Annotated in this window: 20 protein-coding genes; 11 read left to right on the top strand and 9 right to left on the bottom strand. The window is 63.0% G+C overall.

Annotation, left to right across the window (positions count from 1 at the left end; genetic code table 11):
- Positions 1 to 27: 27 nt before the first annotated feature.
- Positions 28 to 537, top strand: a complete 510-nt coding sequence (locus OZ911_RS17685; RefSeq protein ID WP_016487693.1) for a hypothetical protein — start codon at positions 28 to 30, stop codon at positions 535 to 537.
- Positions 538 to 637: 100 nt separating this feature from the next.
- Here OZ911_RS17685 and OZ911_RS17680 read toward each other — a convergent pair whose 3' ends face one another.
- The gene (locus tag OZ911_RS17680) at positions 638 to 1,615 is read right to left on the bottom strand and encodes a D-2-hydroxyacid dehydrogenase family protein (RefSeq protein WP_016487692.1); all 978 of its coding nucleotides are present in this window, start codon (positions 1,613 to 1,615) and stop codon (positions 638 to 640) included.
- 153 nt (positions 1,616 to 1,768) lie between these two features.
- Positions 1,769 to 2,680 (bottom strand): LysR family transcriptional regulator, encoded by a 912-nt coding sequence (locus tag OZ911_RS17675; protein WP_023047353.1) that lies wholly within the window; start codon positions 2,678 to 2,680, stop codon positions 1,769 to 1,771.
- 94 nt (positions 2,681 to 2,774) lie between these two features.
- Between OZ911_RS17675 and OZ911_RS17670 the strand changes: the two genes are divergently transcribed.
- Positions 2,775 to 3,950 (top strand): MFS transporter, encoded by a 1,176-nt coding sequence (locus OZ911_RS17670; RefSeq protein ID WP_023047354.1) that lies wholly within the window; start codon positions 2,775 to 2,777, stop codon positions 3,948 to 3,950.
- 437 nt (positions 3,951 to 4,387) lie between these two features.
- Here OZ911_RS17670 and OZ911_RS17665 read toward each other — a convergent pair whose 3' ends face one another.
- A complete protein-coding gene (locus OZ911_RS17665) occupies positions 4,388 to 5,011 on the bottom strand; it encodes a glutathione S-transferase family protein (RefSeq protein ID WP_023047355.1) in 624 nt (207 codons plus the stop codon).
- A 199-nt stretch (positions 5,012 to 5,210) separates the two neighbouring features.
- Here OZ911_RS17665 and OZ911_RS17660 point away from each other — a divergent pair, with 199 nt between their 5' ends.
- From OZ911_RS17660 to OZ911_RS17635, 6 genes are all read left to right on the top strand, one after another.
- Positions 5,211 to 5,510 (top strand): DUF3077 domain-containing protein, encoded by a 300-nt coding sequence (locus OZ911_RS17660; RefSeq protein ID WP_016487688.1) that lies wholly within the window; start codon positions 5,211 to 5,213, stop codon positions 5,508 to 5,510.
- 79 nt (positions 5,511 to 5,589) lie between these two features.
- Complete coding sequence (locus OZ911_RS17655) at positions 5,590 to 6,312, top strand: hypothetical protein (RefSeq protein WP_023047356.1); 723 nt, start codon at positions 5,590 to 5,592, stop codon at positions 6,310 to 6,312.
- Positions 6,313 to 6,604: 292 nt separating this feature from the next.
- Complete coding sequence (locus tag OZ911_RS17650) at positions 6,605 to 7,525, top strand: LysR family transcriptional regulator (protein WP_016487686.1); 921 nt, start codon at positions 6,605 to 6,607, stop codon at positions 7,523 to 7,525.
- 143 nt (positions 7,526 to 7,668) lie between these two features.
- Complete coding sequence (locus OZ911_RS17645) at positions 7,669 to 8,445, top strand: SDR family oxidoreductase (RefSeq protein ID WP_016487685.1); 777 nt, start codon at positions 7,669 to 7,671, stop codon at positions 8,443 to 8,445.
- A 106-nt stretch (positions 8,446 to 8,551) separates the two neighbouring features.
- Positions 8,552 to 9,001, top strand: coding sequence for an Xre family toxin-antitoxin system antitoxin (locus OZ911_RS17640; RefSeq protein WP_016487684.1), 450 nt, complete (start codon positions 8,552 to 8,554; stop codon positions 8,999 to 9,001).
- Complete coding sequence (locus OZ911_RS17635; protein WP_016487683.1) at positions 8,998 to 9,435, top strand: RES family NAD+ phosphorylase; 438 nt, start codon at positions 8,998 to 9,000, stop codon at positions 9,433 to 9,435. Before OZ911_RS17640 ends, OZ911_RS17635 begins: the two co-directional genes overlap by 4 nt.
- A 7-nt stretch (positions 9,436 to 9,442) precedes the next feature.
- Here the strand turns inward: OZ911_RS17635 and OZ911_RS17630 are convergent, their stop codons facing one another.
- Positions 9,443 to 10,597, bottom strand: coding sequence for a cysteine desulfurase family protein (locus tag OZ911_RS17630; protein ID WP_016487682.1), 1,155 nt, complete (start codon positions 10,595 to 10,597; stop codon positions 9,443 to 9,445).
- A gap of 194 nt (positions 10,598 to 10,791) precedes the next feature.
- Positions 10,792 to 11,718 (bottom strand): LysR family transcriptional regulator, encoded by a 927-nt coding sequence (locus OZ911_RS17625; protein WP_016487681.1) that lies wholly within the window; start codon positions 11,716 to 11,718, stop codon positions 10,792 to 10,794.
- Between the two features lie 139 nt (positions 11,719 to 11,857).
- On the opposite strand from OZ911_RS17625, the gene OZ911_RS17620 reads away from it, so the two are divergent.
- From OZ911_RS17620 to OZ911_RS17610, 3 genes are all read left to right on the top strand, one after another.
- The gene (locus OZ911_RS17620) at positions 11,858 to 13,087 is read left to right on the top strand and encodes an acyl-CoA dehydrogenase (protein ID WP_016487680.1); all 1,230 of its coding nucleotides are present in this window, start codon (positions 11,858 to 11,860) and stop codon (positions 13,085 to 13,087) included.
- An 88-nt stretch (positions 13,088 to 13,175) separates the two neighbouring features.
- Complete coding sequence (locus OZ911_RS17615; RefSeq protein WP_023047359.1) at positions 13,176 to 13,556, top strand: hypothetical protein; 381 nt, start codon at positions 13,176 to 13,178, stop codon at positions 13,554 to 13,556.
- Positions 13,549 to 13,941, top strand: a complete 393-nt coding sequence (locus tag OZ911_RS17610) for a hypothetical protein (RefSeq protein ID WP_031311787.1) — start codon at positions 13,549 to 13,551, stop codon at positions 13,939 to 13,941. The genes OZ911_RS17615 and OZ911_RS17610 overlap by 8 nt, the downstream gene beginning before the upstream one ends.
- 5 nt (positions 13,942 to 13,946) lie before the next feature.
- Here OZ911_RS17610 and OZ911_RS17605 read toward each other — a convergent pair whose 3' ends face one another.
- The 4 genes from OZ911_RS17605 to OZ911_RS17590 all read right to left on the bottom strand — a co-directional run bounded on the left by OZ911_RS17605 (position 13,947) and on the right by OZ911_RS17590 (position 18,573).
- Positions 13,947 to 15,011: a TerC family protein gene (locus OZ911_RS17605; protein WP_070086374.1), complete on the bottom strand. Its 1,065-nt coding sequence runs from the start codon at positions 15,009 to 15,011 to the stop codon at positions 13,947 to 13,949.
- Between the two features lie 165 nt (positions 15,012 to 15,176).
- On the bottom strand, positions 15,177 to 16,484 hold the full coding sequence (locus OZ911_RS17600; protein WP_060517285.1) for a substrate-binding domain-containing protein: 1,308 nt from the start codon (positions 16,482 to 16,484) through the stop codon (positions 15,177 to 15,179).
- A gap of 111 nt (positions 16,485 to 16,595) precedes the next feature.
- Positions 16,596 to 17,744: an ABC transporter ATP-binding protein gene (locus tag OZ911_RS17595; RefSeq protein WP_023047360.1), complete on the bottom strand. Its 1,149-nt coding sequence runs from the start codon at positions 17,742 to 17,744 to the stop codon at positions 16,596 to 16,598.
- Positions 17,745 to 17,763: 19 nt separating this feature from the next.
- Positions 17,764 to 18,573, bottom strand: coding sequence for an ABC transporter permease (locus OZ911_RS17590; protein ID WP_016499074.1), 810 nt, complete (start codon positions 18,571 to 18,573; stop codon positions 17,764 to 17,766).
- Positions 18,574 to 18,579: the final 6 nt, after the last annotated feature.

The raw sequence follows: 18,579 nt of genomic DNA, 5'->3' as shown, positions 1-18,579 counted from the left end.
TTTACCGCTGTATCCGGACAGAAATTGATGAACCAGCCATACGAACCCAAGCAACAGCTCGACGACCTGCCGGCGCCGGCCGAGGGCCATGCCTTCTGCAGGCAAGAGGTGGAGCGCCTTGAAAGTGTGCAGGCCCAGCATGCACTCGAACTGGCTGCGCTGCAGGCCAGTGGCGAGGCGCAGAACCGGAAACTGGTGGCAAGTACCCTGGCCCGCGTGCAGAAGGAAGGGGCGATTCGCAAGAGCCTTGAGCAGTACCAGGAGCAACTGGCCGCGAGCAACCTGGCACGGGACGCGTTGTCCACCACTGTGACTACGGCGTTGAAGCGGCTAGCGCTGGCCACCAGCACCCAGGCTCAGCGCGTTGACAGCGTCGAGGCGCGTCTGGCCAGCCTGGCTGAGCGCCAGCGTGAATGCGAGCTGCAATTGCAGCAGCTGGCCGGCCCTGGCTGGGCGGCGTACCTGGAGCGCAATGCTGTGCCATTGGTAGCGCTGGCGGTGGCCGTTTTTGCGCTGGGGCTGAACCTGTTCGGTTGAACGCAACTTGAAGGCACATGCCCAATGGGCGCGTGCAGTCCATACGTAATGACTGGGGCTGCTATGCGGCCCATCGCGGGCATGCCCGCGCCCACAGGGCTCAGCGCCGAGCCGCCAGCACCTCGGGGTTGGCAACGTTCTTTGGCGTTCCTTCGAAAAACGCCAGCACATTGTCGAAGGCGTCGCCAAAGTACAGCTCGTAACCGTTCTTCTCCACATACCCCAGGTGCGGTGTACTGAGTACACGAGGGTGGCGCAGCAGCGGATGGGCGGGGTCGAGCACCGGCTCCTCTTCGAAAACATCCACTGCCGCGTAACCCGGCCGCCCGGCATCCAGTGCCTGCAGCAATGCCCCTGGGGCAATCAGTTCTGCGCGGCTGACGTTTACCAGCAGGGCATCGGGCTTCATGCTGGACAAGTCGCGGAAGGTGACCCCGTGGCGCGACTGTGCCGACAGGCGCAGGTTCAGGCTGACAATGTCCGCTTCAGCAAAAAATGCCTCACGCGAGGCGGCTGCGCGGTGGCCATCAGCCTGGGCTGCGGCGCGGCTGCTGTCGCTGCCCCACACCAGCACGTGCATGTCGAATGCCTGTGCGTAACGCGCCAGGCGCTGGCCGATCTTGCCGTAACCCCAAATGCCCAGCAGCTGGCCGGCCAGCGCCTGCCCCAGGTTGACCTGCCAATGGCCTTGGCGCAAGGCATCGATGGCCGGTACCAGCTGCCGACGGGCATTCAGGATAAGCGCCCAGGCAAGTTCCGCAGGCGCCACCGGCGAGCCACGCCCCTCGGTTACGGCTATGCCCCGCGCCGTGCACGCTGCCAGGTCCAGGTGGCTGGACACCTTGCCGGTCTGGCTGATCAGCTTGAGGTCAGGCAGGTGGTCGAGCAAGGCGGCGTCGATGCGGGTACGTTCGCGGGTGAGTACCAGTGCGTCGGCGTCGGCAAAGCGTGCTGCAAGTTGCTCTGGCGTGGCGGGTTGGCATTCATGAAGCACGCTGACAGCGTGCCCGCTCAGTTTGGCGAAGCAGTCGAGCGTGCGGATCACATCCTGGTAGTCGTCGGGAATGACAATGCGCATGGTGGTCTGGCCCTGGCCGTACAGTGAAGCGTCGAAGATAACCCAACTGTAGATATCAACGTCAGGTCAGACTGTGGTCGCAGCGCACCACGACCGGCTCATGCACCCTGTCGTGACACCAGGCCGCTCCCAACGCGTAGCCCGGAAGACGTTCTACAAGGGGGTGCGCAGGCCGCCCGGCAAGTGCTCTATCAGAAAATCCACGAACACCCGGACCCGCGCCGGCATGGCCGGCCCGCCAACGAACACCGCATGGATCGGCTCGCGGTCGTCAGGGTTGTACGCCTCCAGCAATGGCACCAGCCGCCCGCTGGCCAAGTCATCGACCACCGTGAAGGTACCGATGCGTGCCACGCCGGCACCAAGCCTGGCCAGTTGCGCCAAGGCTTCGCCGCTGCTGCATTCGATATTCCCCGTCACCTTCAACGAGAACGCCTGCCCGTCGCGGCGGAACGGCCAGTCGGGCTCCGCGCGGCGGAAATTGAAGCGCAGGCAGTTGTGCCGGGCCAAGTCTTCAGGCTCAAGCGGGGTACCGCAGCGTTGCAGGTATTCGGGTGAGGCGACCACCACCTGGCCGGTTTCGCCAATGGCGCGGGCGCTCAACGAGCTGTCCGGCAGGTGCCCGAAGCGTAATGCCACGTCGGCCTGGCCACCGAGAATGTCGGCCACTTCGTCACTGAGGGTAAGGTCAACCAGCACTTGCGGATAGCGGGCGCTGAAGGCCGCCAGCAGCGGCACTACGGTCAACCGGGCGTGGCCCAGTGCGGCGCTCACCCGCAAGCGCCCGCGCGGCACCCCCTGGTCGGTGATGGCTTCTTCCACTTCGAGCATGTCGGCCAGCACCCGCCGTGCACCGCGCAGGTACGCCTCACCCTCGGGAGTGAGGGTGATTGCCCGTGTGGTGCGCAGCAGCAGGCGGGTGCCCAGGCGCTGTTCGGTGCGGGCGAGGATACGGCTGACCGCAGAAGGCGTCAGGTTCAGTGCCCGCGCGGCAGCCGACAAGCTGCCTTCTTGCGCCACCCTGGCAAATATCTCCATCTCGCCGGATCTTCCACTGAAGTCCATTTGTGCCTCGCGCGCAAAGGTGGTTAGCAAAAAAGCAGTCTAGTGCGCTTTTGAAACAGATCGTAGCATTTGCGGCATAGATAAGGAGCTTGCCATGCGTATCAATCCACCTCTTGTCGCACTCGCCATCGGTGCCTTTGGCATCGGTGTCACCGAGTTCGCCCCCATGGGCATGTTGCCCAGTATCGCCACTGACCTTGGCGTTTCCATCCCTGCTGCCGGGCTGCTGGTCAGCGCCTATGCCATCGGCGTGCTGATCGGCGCACCGCTGATGACCCTGGCCACGGTGAAGATCCCGCGGCGTTATCTGCTGATCGGGCTGATGGCCATTTTCACACTGGGCAACCTGATGTCGGCCCTGGCCAGCGACTACGCCAGCCTGTTGGTGGCCCGCGTTGTCACCTCACTGAACCACGGTGCTTTCTTCGGCATCGGCTCGATTGTCGCAGCCAGCGTAGTACCACCCGAGAAGCGTGCCGGGGCGGTGGCGGCGATGTTCATGGGCTTGACCCTGGCCACCATCGGCGGCGTGCCGCTGGCGACCTGGTTCGGTGAAATGCTGGGCTGGCGCACAGCCTTCTGGGGTATCGCCGGGCTTGGCCTGGTGGCGATGACCACCCTCTGGTACGCGCTGCCCAATGTGCCGTCGCCCAAAGGCGACGGGGCCATGGCTGAAATCCGTGTGCTGGGCCGCGGCCCGGTGCTGGCAGCTTTGCTGCTGACGGTGGTGGGTTCCAGTGCGATGTTTACGGTGTTCACCTACATTGCGCCGATCCTGCAGAGTGAGGCGGCCGCATCCACCACGTTCGTGACAGCCATGCTGGTGTTGTTCGGTGTTGGCCTGACCTTGGGCAATGTGTGGGGGGGCAAGGCGGCAGACCGCTCGATCGACCGTACCCTGATCCTGTCGTTGGCGCTGTTGATTGCCGTGCTGCTGGTGTTCCCGCTGGTGCTCGACTGGCCGCTGCCGACAGCCGTGGCGATTCTGCTCTGGGGCGCGGCCAGTTTTGCCTTGGTGCCGCCGTTGCAGATGCGGGTGATGGAGGCAGCCAAGGATGCGCCCAACCTGGCCTCGGCGGTGAACATCGGTGCGTTCAACCTGGGCAATGCGATTGGCGCCGCGCTGGGTGGCGCAGTGATCAACGCAGGGCTGGGCTACCCGGCGATTTCCCTGGCGGGCGCCGCGATGGCGGCACTGGGGTTGGTGATGGTGTTGCTGTTTGCCTGGCGTGGGCGGGTGGTGGCAGCGGGGGGGCAGGTTGCGGTGTAACAAACTGAGATCGCCGGGGGCGCTGTGCGCCCCTTTCGCGACACAAGGCCGCGCCTACAGGGAAAATGGGATCTCTTGTAGGCGCGGCCTTGTGTCGCGATGGGCTGCAAAGCAGCCCCAGAATCCAGCAGTGCCGTTGCCGCCACCACGGTGATGCCGTTTTCGGTCTGCTCGCCGAGGCTGGCAGTGCCGGTCACGTTGGTCGGGTCCAGTGCCACAGCACCCAATGGCAGCGGTTGGCCGGGATCAGGCGGTAACCGCCGTCCTGCGGCATGGCTCGCAGGCCGCAGGACCAGTAACTGCTGCAGGGCTTGCTGGCTGAAGCTGCCACGCAGCCCGGCGCTGTATTTGCCGGCCAGGTCACCCGGGGGTAAAGGACTAGTGGTAATGACTCGCAGTATTACCCAATGCCCGGCAGTGAAACCCGTGTTGTACGTTTACGGTGTACCGTTACGGCCGTGCAGGTGATAGGCCGGGCGTTCGCTGAGGCGTTCGTAATAATCGCGCACCGCTGGCAGTTGCGGGTGTTCGAACGGCGTTTCGAACCAGCGGTTGACCGACAGGCCGATAGGGATATCGGCCAGGGTGAACTGGCTGCCGGCCACATACGCACCGGTGCTGGCCAGTTGGTGGTCGAGGATGTGCATGTAGCGAGACCAGTCCGCGCAACCGGCGGCAAGTGCTTGCGGGTCCTGGTGCGCGGGGGAGTGCCTGACCAGTGACATGAATGCGTAGCTCCACGAGCGGTTCAGGTCTGAGGCCTGCCAGTCGATCCACTGGTCGATCCTGGCCCGCGCCTGGGCATCGTCGGGGTAGAACGCGGTGGCACCATAGCGGTTGGCCAGGTAGCGGATGATGCTGTTGGATTCCCACAAGGTGAAGTCGCCATCCTGGATCACCGGGATCATGGCATTGGGGTTCAACGCCAGGAACTCGGCGCTGTCAGTGGCCTTGAAGCCAGAGCCCCAGTCTTCGCGCTCGAATGCAACCTCGAATTCAGCGCAGGCCCACAGCACTTTTCGCACATTGATGGAGGAGGCTCTGCCGAGTATCCGTAGCATGGTGTTCGTCCTGGGGTGGGGGAGGTTGATCGTCCGACACTGCCAGGTGGCGGTCAAGGGCTGATCGGTGGCGGAGGGCACACTTCATGGAGTGCTTGTAGTCCATTTCCGAAAGTGATTGTTACCACCCTGCTGGTCATTGTGGGGGGCAAAGCAGCGTCCTAGTCTGGGCATGCCCGCAACCGCCCGAGGAATGGACATGGACAACGACAACCCGAAAAGCAGCAAGCTCAATGTTGTGCGTGCAGCGAGCCGGTTTGGCAACGCCGATGCCGAACTGGTGCAGATGAAACCGCAGCTGCCGATGAGGACCGCACTGATGGAGGCATCTAGCATCATGGGCTGCATGACTGAAATCACTCGCAAGGCCATCGACAGGCCTGGTGACCGCAAGGTGATGATGCAGGCCACGGTTTACCTGGCGGGCATGGCCAAAGCACTGATCGATGGCCAGCTGCTGCAGATGCGTCAGGCGCGGGAAGGTGAACGCGAACGCTAGTCAAGCTTGCCTGGGGGGCCTTAACTTGGCACCCTTGGGCGGTTTGAATCGTCTGTATCACCACAAAAGGAAGTTCGCATTGAGCTGGGACAAGGTGGGGAAATTCCTCGTAGCCGTGCTTGCGGGCCTGATGGTCCTTTTGGCCGCCTACGTGTTGCTCAGGGGCAACCCGCGTCTGGAGGCGTCACTGACTTATGCCTACCTCACCTATCCCACCCAGTTCAGCGAGCGCATAAGCAAAGCCAGCGAGCAACTCAAGTATGAGCAGTTGCAGGGGCGCATCAACAGCATTGGCCAAGGCGAGCTAAGCCACGATCAGGTCGAGCGGTTGATAGAAATGGCCCAGGCACCCTATGCCCAGCTGTTCGCCAAGCCTTTCGAGGCCGGGCTGGTCGATCACCGTACTGGCTTGCTCATCGAACTACGCAACAGGGGGGATGCGCCAGTACGGGAGGTCAAGGTCCGTCTGCCAGCCAAGGGCCTGGTGCAGGTGCGTGATGCTGCCGGCAACGACACCCTGCTGGAAACCGCCACCGCGCAGGTGGACATCCCGGCCATCGAGCCGGGTGGCACGTGCAAGGTCTGGGTCTATTTCGATGCAGACTATTTGCAGATCCGCCAAGGCGGGGTCAGCATCAGCCACGCCGACGGCGTGGCCAATGTGCAGGTGTACCACGAAGTCATCGGTTTTCCGGCCATGGTGGCGCGCTACAGCCGCGAGTTGATGGTGTTGCTGAGCGTACTGGCGATCAGTGTGCTGGGCCTGGGTTACGCCTGCCTGGCACGGCGTAGACCGCGGTAAGCGCGTTACTCGAACATAAATACCTGATTGGGCGGGGCCCCTGTGGGAGCGGGCAAGCCCGCGAACACCGGCGCAGCCGGTGCCATGCAGCGCGTCGCACTCTTCGCGGGCGCGCCCGCTCCCACAGGATAAAGCGGCGTTTGCCGAAGCCTTGTTCCACGGGCGACAGCGCAGCATAACGGGCTGGTATGCGTGTTCTGCGATCAAGGGTCATTTGCTTGAAACTCAATACTCCCCCGTTGACGACCCTCTATAGTGCTCGGTATTACAAGACCCATGTCGAGCCTGCCTGATGATCCCTTCCCTGGATTCCATTTTTTCTCGCCTGCGCCTGCGCCAGTTGCGTCTGCTGATTGAGCTGGATCGCTGTGGTTCGCTGCACAAGGCGGCCGAAGCCATGGGCATTTCCCAGCCCGGGGCCACCAAGGCGTTGCGCGAGGTGGAGGAGGTGTTGGGTGTACCCTTGTTCCAGCGCCTGCCCAGCGGCCTGGTAGCCAACGACGTGGGCCGTTGCGTGGTGCGCTACGCGCGGCTGATCCACAGCGACCTGGGGCACTTGCGCGAAGAGGTGCTGGGCATCGTCCAAGGCCAGGGTGGGCGGCTGGCGGTGGGCAGCATCATGGGGGCCATGCCGACCCTAATCAGCGCCCTGGGGCGCTTGCGCCGCAAGCAGCCGCAGCTGGCAGTGGAAATTGCCGAGAATACCAGCGCCAACCTGCTCGCCCAGCTGGACGAGGGGCGCTTGGACCTGGCGATCTGCCGGCCGGGGCTGGGCCGCAACGCCACAGACTATGCCTTTGTCGAACTGGCCCAGGAGCCATTGGTAGTGGTCGCGCACCCGCAACACCCGCTTGCCGGGGCAGCGTCACTGCATATCAGCGACTTGAGCCATTACCGCTGGGTGGTCTACCCGGCGAACATGCCCATGCGCCAGGCGCTGGAGCGCGAGTTGAGCGAGGCAGGGGTGGAGGTGCCCCGTTATCCGCTGGAAACCTTTTCAACCTTCGCTACTTTCATGCTGCTGGAAGATGACCCGACGCTGGTGGCGGTCATTCCCAGTGCTGTGGCGACTTTTGCCGAGCAGCGCGGGTTACTGGTGTCGCTGGCGGTGCAGCTACGGGCCTTGAGCGAGCCGTTCGGCATCGTGCACCGTGTGGCGACGCCGCTAGCGCCAGCGGCGCGGTTGCTGGTAGAGGAATTGACGGCCTATTGAAACTTGTTGACGCCAGCCCTTCAGCCTGTTGCTGGCGGGGATAAATGCCGGTTATTGGTGGATCAGCTCTTTTCATTATCGGCGGCCCTGTCCTGTGCTCTAGATTACCCCCCTGAAACCCTACTGCATCAAGGACCAACACAATGGATCTAGGCATTACCGGCCGCTGGGCCATCGTCTGCGCGGCCAGCCAAGGCCTGGGCAAAGGCTGCGCCGAGGCGCTTGGCAAAGAAGGCGTGAACCTGGTCATCAATGCCCGCACCCAAGCCACCCTGATGCAGACCGCCAGCGAGTTGCGTGCGGCCTGCCCGGGCATCGAGGTGCTTACCGTGGCCGGCGATGTTGCTGATGCCCAGGTGCGCCAGGCGCTGTTGGCGGCCTGCCCGCAGGTCGACATCCTGGTCAACAACGCCGGTGGCCCGCCACCGGGGGACTTCCGTGACTGGGGGCGTGACGACTGGCTGAAGGCGCTGGACGCCAACATGCTCACCCCCATCGAGCTGATCAAGGCAGTTGTCGACGGCATGGCCGAGCGGGGCTTCGGGCGGGTGGTGAATATCACCTCAGGCGCGGTGAAGGCGCCGATCGACATGCTTGGTCTGTCCAACGGCGCCCGCAGTGGCCTGACCGGTTTCATTGCCGGCCTGGCCCGGCAGCAGCGCCTGGCGGGCAGCAATGTGACACTGAACAACCTGCTGCCTGGGGCGTTCGACACCGCGCGCTTGCAAAAAACGTTGCAGGCGGCGGGTGGCGATGTGCAAGCCACTGCCCAGGCCAGGCGCAAGGCCATCCCGGCGGCGCGCTTTGGCGATGCCGGGGAGTTTGGCGCGTACTGTGCGTTCCTGTGCAGTGCGCATGCCGGCTATATCACCGGGCAAAACCTGCTGATCGATGGCGGGGCTTATCCGGGTACCTTCTGAAAGGAGCGGGGGCGCAGTGCCCCCACAACCAAGGGGGCCAGTCAAACTGGCAATGATCCGGTGAATACCGCATACTTGTCGGCAAACGCCGAAACAGGAGTATGCCATGCTTGCCGAAGTGCTTCGTGACAACGGTTACCACGAGTACCGGGCGCGCCTGCAGGCGCTGCTGGAAATACCCGAACTTGCCAGTGACTTCGAAATCCACACCCGGATCACCCACGGTTTTGCCGCTACCTGGCTGGTGAAGCTGACCGAGCGCGGTGTGTTCACGCCGGTGGAGCGGGACCAGATCATTCCCCTGCGCACCCTGAAAACCCGTATCGAGCGTGACCAGCCGCTGACCGTGGAAGAGAGTGATCGGCTGTTCCGTTCGGCCCACATCACCGCCATGGCCGAAGCCGTGTTTGGCGAGGCGGACAAGGCCAAGCGCTGGCTGTCCAAGCCCAAGGAACGTTTTTCGGGGCTGACGCCGATGCAGATGCTCACAACCCAGCAAGGCACCACTCAGGTCGAAGAGATGCTGCTGCAGATTGCCGAGGGTTTTGGCCTGTGATTTTGTGGCGTATCAGCGCCTATGCAGATTTGAGCGGCACTGGGGGGCTGCGTGTTAGCGGACGCTGGCACCAGGCGGGCCGGCCCGTGGTGTATGCCGCCACCAGCCCTTCCGGGGCGATGCTCGAGGTGCTTGTGCACCTGGAGATCGACCCAGAGGATTTTCCTACCACCATGCGCCTGATCCGTATCGAATTGCCTGATACGGTTTCACAGGCGCAGTTGCCCGCCTTGCAGCCCGGCTGGTCCGCTCAGCCTGAGTTGACCCGGGCGCTGGGCAATCGCTTTCTGGATGACTGCTCGGCTTTACTGCTGCCCGTGCCGAGCGCGATCATGCCCAGCACCATCAACTACCTGTTCAACCCACGGCACGCGCAGGCACAGCGTGCGAAAATCCAGGTCGAGGATTTTACCCCGGACAGCCGCTTGTTCTAGCGTGTGTTCACCACAGTGCAGCCGATGCCGTCGTCAGCACCCGGCCAAACACTGCGAGCGCCTGGTCCACTTGCGCCTCGGTCGTGAATCGGCCGATGCTCAAGCGCACACTGTTGCGCGCCTGACGCTCGTCCAGCCCCAGTGCCAGCAGCACATGGGAGGCGGCGTTACTCGCCGAGTTGCAGGCCGAAGTGGTCGACAAGGCCAGCTCGCTGGCCAGGGCCGCGCTGTTGAAGCCCTTGCTGTCGATGCACAGGTTCAGGGTGTGGGGGATGCGTTGGCTGGCGCTGCCGTTGAGGGTGACGCCGGGTAAAGCCAGCAGGCCCTCGCGCAGGCGCGTGGCCAGTTGCTCAAGGCGCTGGTGCTCGCTGTCACCTGGTTCGCCGGCCAAGGCAAAGGCGCTGCCCATGCCCGCGATCTGATGGGTTGCCAGGGTGCCGGAACGCAGGCCCTGCTCATGGCCGCCGCCATGCATCTGCGCGCGCATCAGCGTACGGGCGCGTGGGCCGACATAGAGCGCGCCGATCCCTTTTGGCCCGTAAACCTTGTGCGCCGAAAATGACATCATGTCCACGGCCACCGCCTTCAGGTCGATGGCCAGCTTGCCTACGGCCTGTGCGGCGTCCACGTGCAGGAGGGCACCGTGGTCACGCACCTGTTGGCCGATGGCGGCAAAATCGGTAACCGTGCCCAGCTCGTTGTTGACCGCCATCAGCGACACCAGGCGGGTATCGGCGCGCAACGCTGCCTGCACGCTTGCAGGCTGGATCAGGCCGGCAGCATCCGGCGCCAGGCGGGTGACGGCCCAGCCTTGGCGTTCAAGTTCGGCCGCGGTGTCGAGCACGGCTTTGTGCTCTAGCTGACTGGTGATCAGGTGCCCGGGCTGGTCGATGCCTTGGGCAATGCCTTTGAGTGCCAGGTTGTTGGACTCGGTCGCGCCCGAGGTCCAGACCAGGTTGTCGGCTTGCGCGCCGACGCGCTCGGCCACCTGCTGGCGAGCGTGCTCCACGGCCTGTCGCGCGGCCTGGCCGTAGGCATGGCCACTGGACGCCGGGTTGCCGAAGTTGGCCTCGCTGCCAAGGCAGGCAAGCATGGTTTCGATGACCCGGTCGTCGACGGGGGTGGTGGCGGCGTAATCGAAATAAAGAGGGGCGCTAGGCATTCGGGCGGGTCCATATCTGTCGCCGTGAAATCGGCGATTGTTGGGATAAGCGTACCCGCGATGAAGAAGATAGTTTTCGCTTCCCGCCAATTTTTTTCTGAATCTCTGTAATAAAAATTTCTCCCCTGCGAACTTTTTGGAGAATATTTTTCTACAGTCGAGCAGAGCTGAGGCGCCGCCGCTCGCAGGCGTCTTCAGGCAGGCTGTGGGGTCTTCTCTTCCTCGGCTACCACGCGTTCGCACAATTCGGTGATCTGCTCGCGCATCCAGCGGTTGGCCGGGTCCTGGTCGGTGCTTTCATGCCAGTACAGGTGCGTTTCCAGTGCCGGCACCTCCACTGGCAGTGGCTGGTAACGCAACTGATGGCGACGGGCGAAGCGCTCGGGGACGGTCATCGCCATGTCGGTCTGCTGCAACACCTGCGAGGCCATCAGGTAGTGCTGCGAACGCAGGGCGACCTTGCGTTGTACACCCATCTTGCCCAGCGCCAGGTCGACGTAACCCAGGCCGTTGCGGCGGCTGGAAATATGGATGTGGGTCATGCTCAGGTAGCTGTCGAGGGTCAGCTTGCTGTCAGCCAGCGGGTGGCCTTGGCGCAGGGCGCACACATAGCGGTCTTGCATCAGTTTGATGTGGCGCACCTGCGGGTCGGTGTTCAGGGGCGCGTCAATGGCGAAGTCCAGGCGGCCGGCGGCGAGCTCCTTGGTGGTCTCGCGGCGCTTGCACAGGAAGCTTTCGATCAGCACCGCAGGCGCCAGACGGCGCAGGCGCTGGAACAGCGGCGGCAGGATGACCGCTTCGGTCAGGTCGGTCATGCTGATGCGGAAGGTCTTGTTGGCCTGCTGCGGGTTGAAGATGCGGCTTTCCTGCACCGAGGTACGCAGCAGTGCCAAAGCGTTGCGCACCGGGCCGATGATGTTCTGCGCCATCGGCGTGGGCACCATGCCTTGTGCAGTGCGCACAAACAGCGGGTCGTTGAAGGTTTCGCGCAGCCGCGAAAGGGCATTGGACACCGCTGGCTGGGTAATGCCGACAATCTGCCCGGCGCGGGTCAGGTTGGCTTCGGTGTAGATCGCATCGAACACGATGAACAGGTTGAGGTCGACCTTGCTGAGGTTCATGGGCGCCGCTCTTTGTTGGAATTATTGGCCGATCATATATCGGTTATGAATGTTTATACACGCGGAAAATAGACTAGGTGGATGGGGCTGCGCTGCTCTAGGCTCTGCCCATGTACTCCGAACCGTGAAGGTAGCCCCGATGGATTTCGCCTATTCGCCCAAGGTCCAGGCACTGCGCGAGCGCGTTACTGCGTTCATGGACGCCTACGTGTACCCCGCCGAAGCCGTGTTCGAGCGCCAGGTTGCCGAGGGCGACCGCTGGCAGCCCACGGCAATCATGGAAGAACTCAAGGCCAAGGCCCGCGCCGAAGGGCTGTGGAACCTGTTCTTGCCCGAATCGGAATACGGCGCCGGCCTGAGCAACCTGGAATACGCCCCACTGGCGGAAATCATGGGCCGCTCGCTGCTCGGGCCAGAACCGTTCAACTGCTCGGCGCCGGACACCGGCAACATGGAAGTGCTGGTGCGTTATGGCAGCGAAGCGCAGAAACGCCAGTGGCTGGAGCCGCTGTTACGCGGCGAGATCCGCTCGGCGTTTGCCATGACTGAGCCGGACGTGGCCTCCTCGGACGCGACCAACATGGCCGCCACTGCCGTGCGTGACGGTGACGAATGGGTCATCAATGGCCGCAAGTGGTGGACCTCCGGCGCCTGCGACCCGCGCTGCAAGGTCATGATTTTCATGGGCCTGTCCGACCCTGAAGGGCCACGCCACCAGCAGCATTCGATGGTGCTGGTGCCCACCGATGCGCCGGGCGTGAAGATCGTCCGCCCGTTACCGGTGTTCGGCTATGACGATGCCCCTCACGGCCATGCCGAAGTGCTTTTCGAGAACGTGCGGGTGCCTTATGAAAACGTGCTGCTCGGTGAGGGGCGCGGCTTTGAGATTGCCCAAGGGCGCCTTGGCCCTGGCCGTATCCACCACTGCATGCGCTCGATCGGCATGGCCGAGCGTGCGCTGGAGCTGATGTGTAAACGTTCGGTGGAACGTACTGCATTTGGTCGGCCACTGGCACGGCTGGGCGGCAACGTCGACAAGATCGCCGACTCACGCATGGAAATCGACATGGCCCGGCTGCTGACGCTGAAAGCGGCATACATGATGGACACCGTGGGCAACAAGGTGGCCCGCAGCGAGATCGCGCAGATCAAGGTGGTGGCGCCGAACGTGGCGTTGAAGGTGATCGACCGGGCGATTCAGATTCACGGTGGGGCAGGGGTGAGTGGCGATTTCCCGCTGGCCTACATGTACGCCATGCAGCGCACCCTGCGCCTGGCCGACGGGCCGGATGAAGTGCACCGGGCGGCGATTGGCAAATATGAAATTGGCAAGTATGTGCCGGTGGAGCTGTTGCGTAGCGGGCGCTGAGTCAGCGGCCTGCACCGGCCTCTTCGCGGGTGAACCCGCTCCCACAGTGATCGCGCAAACTCCCGCAATGTGTAGGAAGTATCTGACCATGGGCGTCGGCAAGGACATGCTCGATCAAGGTTTGAAACAGGTCAGTCATACATTGACCAGTATCGAGCAGTTGCACCAGCGAGAGTTCATGCGCCATGGCCACTTGAACAGCCCAGCGTTTTTCGCAGCTTGTAAAAAGGTCAGACTGACCGAGACAGGAGGTTTTGCTGTTGGAACCGCCGGAGCTATGCTTGGCTCCTCAGGAGCAGTCCTCGTATCCGGAACAGTATGTGCCGTTGTTACTATGGGCTCTGCAGGTCTGGCCGGGCCAGTGTGCGGCATAGTGCTGGTGGGTGCCAGCGGTATGGCTGGGGGAGTGCTGGGCGGCAAGCTCGGTGAGTCGGTAGGCGAGGTTATCTACGAGGCGACCAGTGATTGATATTACTGGCTGGCAACCACTTGCCAAATTGGTAATTCTACTAAGTCCTTTTGTTATCGGTATACCTGGGCTAGCCCTTAGTGTTGTCGCGACGTTGACGAAAGATTATGGCGTCGCCTGCTCGGCCATCACGAGCAATCCCTACTTCGAAAGCATTAAGCGTGTATGGGGTTCTGGATCATTTGAGTGGCGCTGGCTGACCCTTTGTACGGTAAGTGGACTAGTTGCATTTCCGTGGTTAGCGCTGCGTATGGGGCAACTGGATGCTGGCGAGTTGAATGCCTTTCCGCAGAAGCTGAAGCGTAAGTTGAAGGTTGCTGCGTGGCTAAGCATGACTGGATTCATCTGGATGGTAGTTGTATGGGCATTATTTAAAATCAAGTAGCCGTATCAGATCCGCATCTGCGGGTCTTCGTCTTTTGGGCTGACTGGACAATCGGCATTTGAAGACTGCTCAGGCGAATGATCCGCGATCGCCGGGTTCTCCCCCCGCGTCTTGACCAACGAAACCACCACCCCACCCAGCAACAACCCGAACGTCACCCCCAACGACAGCAGTGCCGGCACCTTGCCCACCATGCCGTGATAGAAAATCTTGCAACCAATAAAGATAAGCACCAGCGCCAACGCATACTTGAGGTATACAAACCGGTGCATCAACGCCGACAGCGCGAAGTACAACGATCGCAGCCCAAGAATGGCGAAGATGTTCGAGGTGTAGACAATGAATGGATCCTGGGTGATGGCGAAAATCGCGGGCACGCTGTCGACTGCAAACACCAGGTCGGCCAGTTCGATCAGCACCAGCGCCAGAAACAACGGGGTGGCGTAGCGCAGCGCCTTGCTGTGCCCGGGCGGGGTCTGGCGCACGAAGAAGTGCGAGCCGTGGATCTGGTCGGTGACCCGCATGTGCCTGCGCACGAACTTGAGTATCGGGTTGTTGGCCAGGTCAGGGTGGCTGTCTTCTTTCGAAAGCGCCATCTTCACCCCGGTAAACAACAGGAAAGCACCGAAGAGATACAGCACCCAGGCAAAGTTCTGCACCAGCGCGGCGCCTACACCAATCATGATCGCCCGCAGGAATACCACCCCCAGGATGCCCCAGAACAGCACGCGATGCTGGTAACGGCGGGGAATGGCGAAGTAGCTGAAAATCATCGCCATGACAAAGACATTGTCCATCGACAGCGATTGCTCGACCAGGAAACCGGTGTAGAACTCCAGCGCCGATTGCGCGCCCAGCTGGTACCAGACCCCGACGCCGAACAAGACGCCAACGCTGAAGTAGCCCGAGTACAGCAGCAGGCTTTCGCGCATTTCGATTTCCCGGTCGTGGCGGTGCAGCACGCCCAGGTCGAGCACCAGCAAACCGATGACGATGGCAATGAACACCAGCCACAACCAGGTGCTGGTACCGAGTACGGGGGTGGTGAGGAATGCTTGCAGAGCTGTCATGAGCCCCTCCTTGAATGTCGACGTTGCATGGCAACAGTGATCCGACATGGCGGCTTGGCAGCCGTCAGAGGGGCCCGGTATCACATGACTTTGAGCCTAGACCCGATTGCAGGAGATACCGAATGGGGAGCTGTTACATTTCTTTGCCAGGGCCCCTGCATCAATTCAGTACACCCACACCTCAACCCGCCGATTGCGCAGTCGCCCTTGCTCCAGCTCATTGCCGGCCACCGGCAGTTCATCGCCCATGCCCGTCACCTCCAGCAACTCCACGCCATCGCGCGCCAGCTCCCGGCGCACTGCCTGGGCCCGAAGGCGCGAGAGCAGGGCGGCGCGGCCAGGCGTTTCCTTGGGGTCGCCAAACCCTACCAGCACCGCTTTGCTCTGCAGCTTGCCAGCCTGGCGCAGGTACTCGGCCACCCGCTGCACATCACGCAGGGCCTTGTTATCGAGGCTGGCGCTGCCTTCCTGAAAGCGGAAGTTCACACTCAGCCGCTGCGCCTGTTGGGCCAAGGTACGGTAGCGCGGCGGCATGTCTGCCTGGGGCACGACTGGCTGGGCCTTGATCTGCTGCGAAACAAAGCCCTGCTGGGCGACGATGGCCTGGCCGGCCGGGCTCTGGGCAAAGTCGGCCAGGGCTCTGGCCTGTGGCTTGGGGTTGGCCGGCAGGTAGAAGTACAGGCGCCGTGACAGCGGGTAATCTTCGCTGGCCACCAGGGCGCGCTCCGGCAGCATGGCCGGTGCGTCGCCTTCGGCTACCGCCAGCACCTTGGCCCCGTGCACCGCAGCCAGGCTGCTGAAGCCGATGGCCTGGCGGTCGGTGGCCACCTGCGCGGCCAGTTCGTCACTGGACTCGTAACGCAGAGCCTTGGCTGACAGCTCGTTGTGATGGGGCTCCAGCACCAGCGCCTTGAACGTCTCGAAGGTGCCGGAGCGGTCGTCGCGGGCGTACAGGTGAATAGCGCCGCCAGGAATGCCCAATTGCTCCCAGCGTTGGATCTGCCCAGAGAAAATCTGCGCCAGCTGCTGCGTGTTCAATTGTGGTAGCGGGTTGTCGGGGTGGACGATGACCGCGACACCGTCCAGGCCGATCACTTGTTCGGCGCTGGCAGTGCGCAGGTCGCCAAGGGCCCGTAGTAGGCGCACTTCACTGTCGTTGATCGGCCGCGAGGCAGCTGCCAGGTCGGCATCGCCACGGCCGAGGGCGGCGAAGCCGGTGCTGGACCCATGAGCGGCGATGTCGATGCGCACGGTTTGCCCCTGTGCGTCGCGCGCGGTTATCACCAACTCGTTGGCGACCTTGCCCGGCTGCTGCTCGACGACTGTGGCCTGCTGCGCGCGCAGTTGCCCTTTTACCAGGGCAGGGAGCAGCGCTGCGCCGATGGTGTTGGAGCCTTGAACGCGCAGGTGCACAGGCTCGGCCAGGGTGGCCAGCGGTAGCAAAGTGAGCAGCAAGACAAACAGGCGGGGCATGCCGGGTGGCCTATGGCATAGAGATGGCCGGCAGATTACGACAGTGGCGTGATGATAATGTGACAGCCGCTCGGGGAGGGCCTTGCCCTCCCTGTGCGGCGAGTGATGAACTCAATGCGCCCCGGCGGATTTGCTCAGGTCACTCTCGGCCCACTCGGTATAGATGCACGCATCGGCTACCGCCCAACGCACCTTCACGCTGTCACCCGGCTGCATCGGCATGCCCGCAGCCGACAGTGCTTTCACCGTCAGCTCGGTGCCCCCTGCAGTCACCACATGGCAGGTCTGGCTTTCACCCAGGAACAGCACTTCGCCAACCTTGGCACTCACCTCGTTCCAGCCCGCCGGCAGTGGTTCGCGGGCGGCCTGTTCGACGGTCAGGGCCAGGGCTTTTTCCGGGCGCACCATGATCAGCGCATCCTGCGCAGCGGCCAGGCCCGGGGTCAGGCGGATGGCCACCGGCTGGCCTTCGAAGCTGCCTGCGCCGTTGCTGCTGGCTTTGATGCGCAAGAAGTTGGAGTTGCCCAGGAACGAGGCGACAAAGGCATTCGGCGGGTTTTGGTACAGGTCGTAACCGGTGCCCAGGCCGACGATCTTGCCATGGCTGAAGATGGCGATGCGCTGGGACAGGCGCATGGCTTCCTCTTGGTCATGGGTGACGTAGACGATGGTGATACCCAGCCGACGGTGCAACTGGCGCAGCTCGTCCTGCAGGTCTTCGCGCAGCTTCTTGTCCAGTGCGCCGAGCGGTTCGTCCATCAGCAGAATGCGTGGCTCGTACACCAGTGCCCGGGCAATCGCCACGCGCTGCTGTTGCCCGCCGGACATCTGCGACGGCTTGCGGTGGGCGAACTGCTCCAGCTGTACCAGCTTGAGCATGGCGTCGACCTGTTTTTGGGTCTCGCTGGTGCTGAGCTTGCGGATGGCCAGGGGGAACGCGATGTTGTCGCGCACGTTGAGGTGCGGGAACAGCGAGTAACGCTGGAACACCATGCCGATGTCACGTTTGTGCGGCGGTACATTCACCAGCGACTGGCCATCCACCAGGATCTCGCCACTGCTGGGTGTTTCGAAGCCGGCCAGCATCGACAGGGTCGTGGATTTGCCCGAGCCGCTGGACCCGAGGAAGGTCAGGAACTCGCCGTCCTGGATTTCCAGGTCAAGGTTGTCCACGGCGGTGAAGTCACCGTAGTGCTTGTTCAGGCCGCGCAGGCTGACCAGGGTCTTGCCTGGCGCGTTGTCTTTGATCACTGCACTCATTGTTGTTTTCTCCGCGCGCTCAGGCGTTTGTTTCGGTGCGCCGGCGCAAGGCGGCGGCAATGAACATGACAAGCAGCGACAGGCCGATCAGCAGGGTCGAGGCCACGGCGATGACCGGGCTGAGGTCCTGGCGCAGGGTGGTCCACATTTTCACCGGCAGGGTCTGCAGGTCGGGGCTGGCCATCATCACGCTCAGCACCACCTCATCCCACGACACCAGGAAGGCGAACAGGCCACCGGCGATCATCCCCGGGCGAATGGCCGGGAAGGTGACCTTGAAAATAGCCTGCAGGCGCGAGGCACCGCAGATCACCGCGGCATCTTCGATCGACTGGTCGAACAGCTTCAGCGAGTTGATGATCGAGATGATGGTGAAGGGCAGGGCGACGATCACGTGGCTGACCACGAAGGCGAACAGCGTGCCGGTGTAGCCGAGCTTGAGAAACAGTGCGTACACCGCCACGGCGATGATCACCAGCGGCACGATCATCGGCATGGTGAACAGGCCGTACAGCAGCTCACGGCCCGGGAAGCGGCCACGCACCAGGGCGAATGCGCTGGGCAGGCCCAGCAGCACGGCGGCGACGGTGGTCAGCACGGCCACCTTGAGGCTGGCCAGCGCGGCGTCCATCCACTCCGGGTTGGAGAAGAACTGGCCGTACCACTTGAAGGTCCAGCCCGGGGGCGGAAATACCAGCCACTGGGACGAGCCGAACGACAGCAACACGATGAACACCACCGGTAGCAGCAGGAAGGCCGCGATGACCCCGGTGGTCAGGTACAGGCCCGTACGCAGCGGGCGGCCCATGGCATTGGGAGACAGGAGCATGGCGGT

Origin of the sequence: Pseudomonas fortuita, from assembly GCF_026898135.2 — a bacterium.
GTDB lineage: Bacteria > Pseudomonadota > Gammaproteobacteria > Pseudomonadales > Pseudomonadaceae > Aquipseudomonas > Aquipseudomonas fortuita.
The sequence above is the reverse complement of the archived record's forward strand: the minus strand, read 5'-3'. Positions and strand labels throughout refer to the sequence as shown.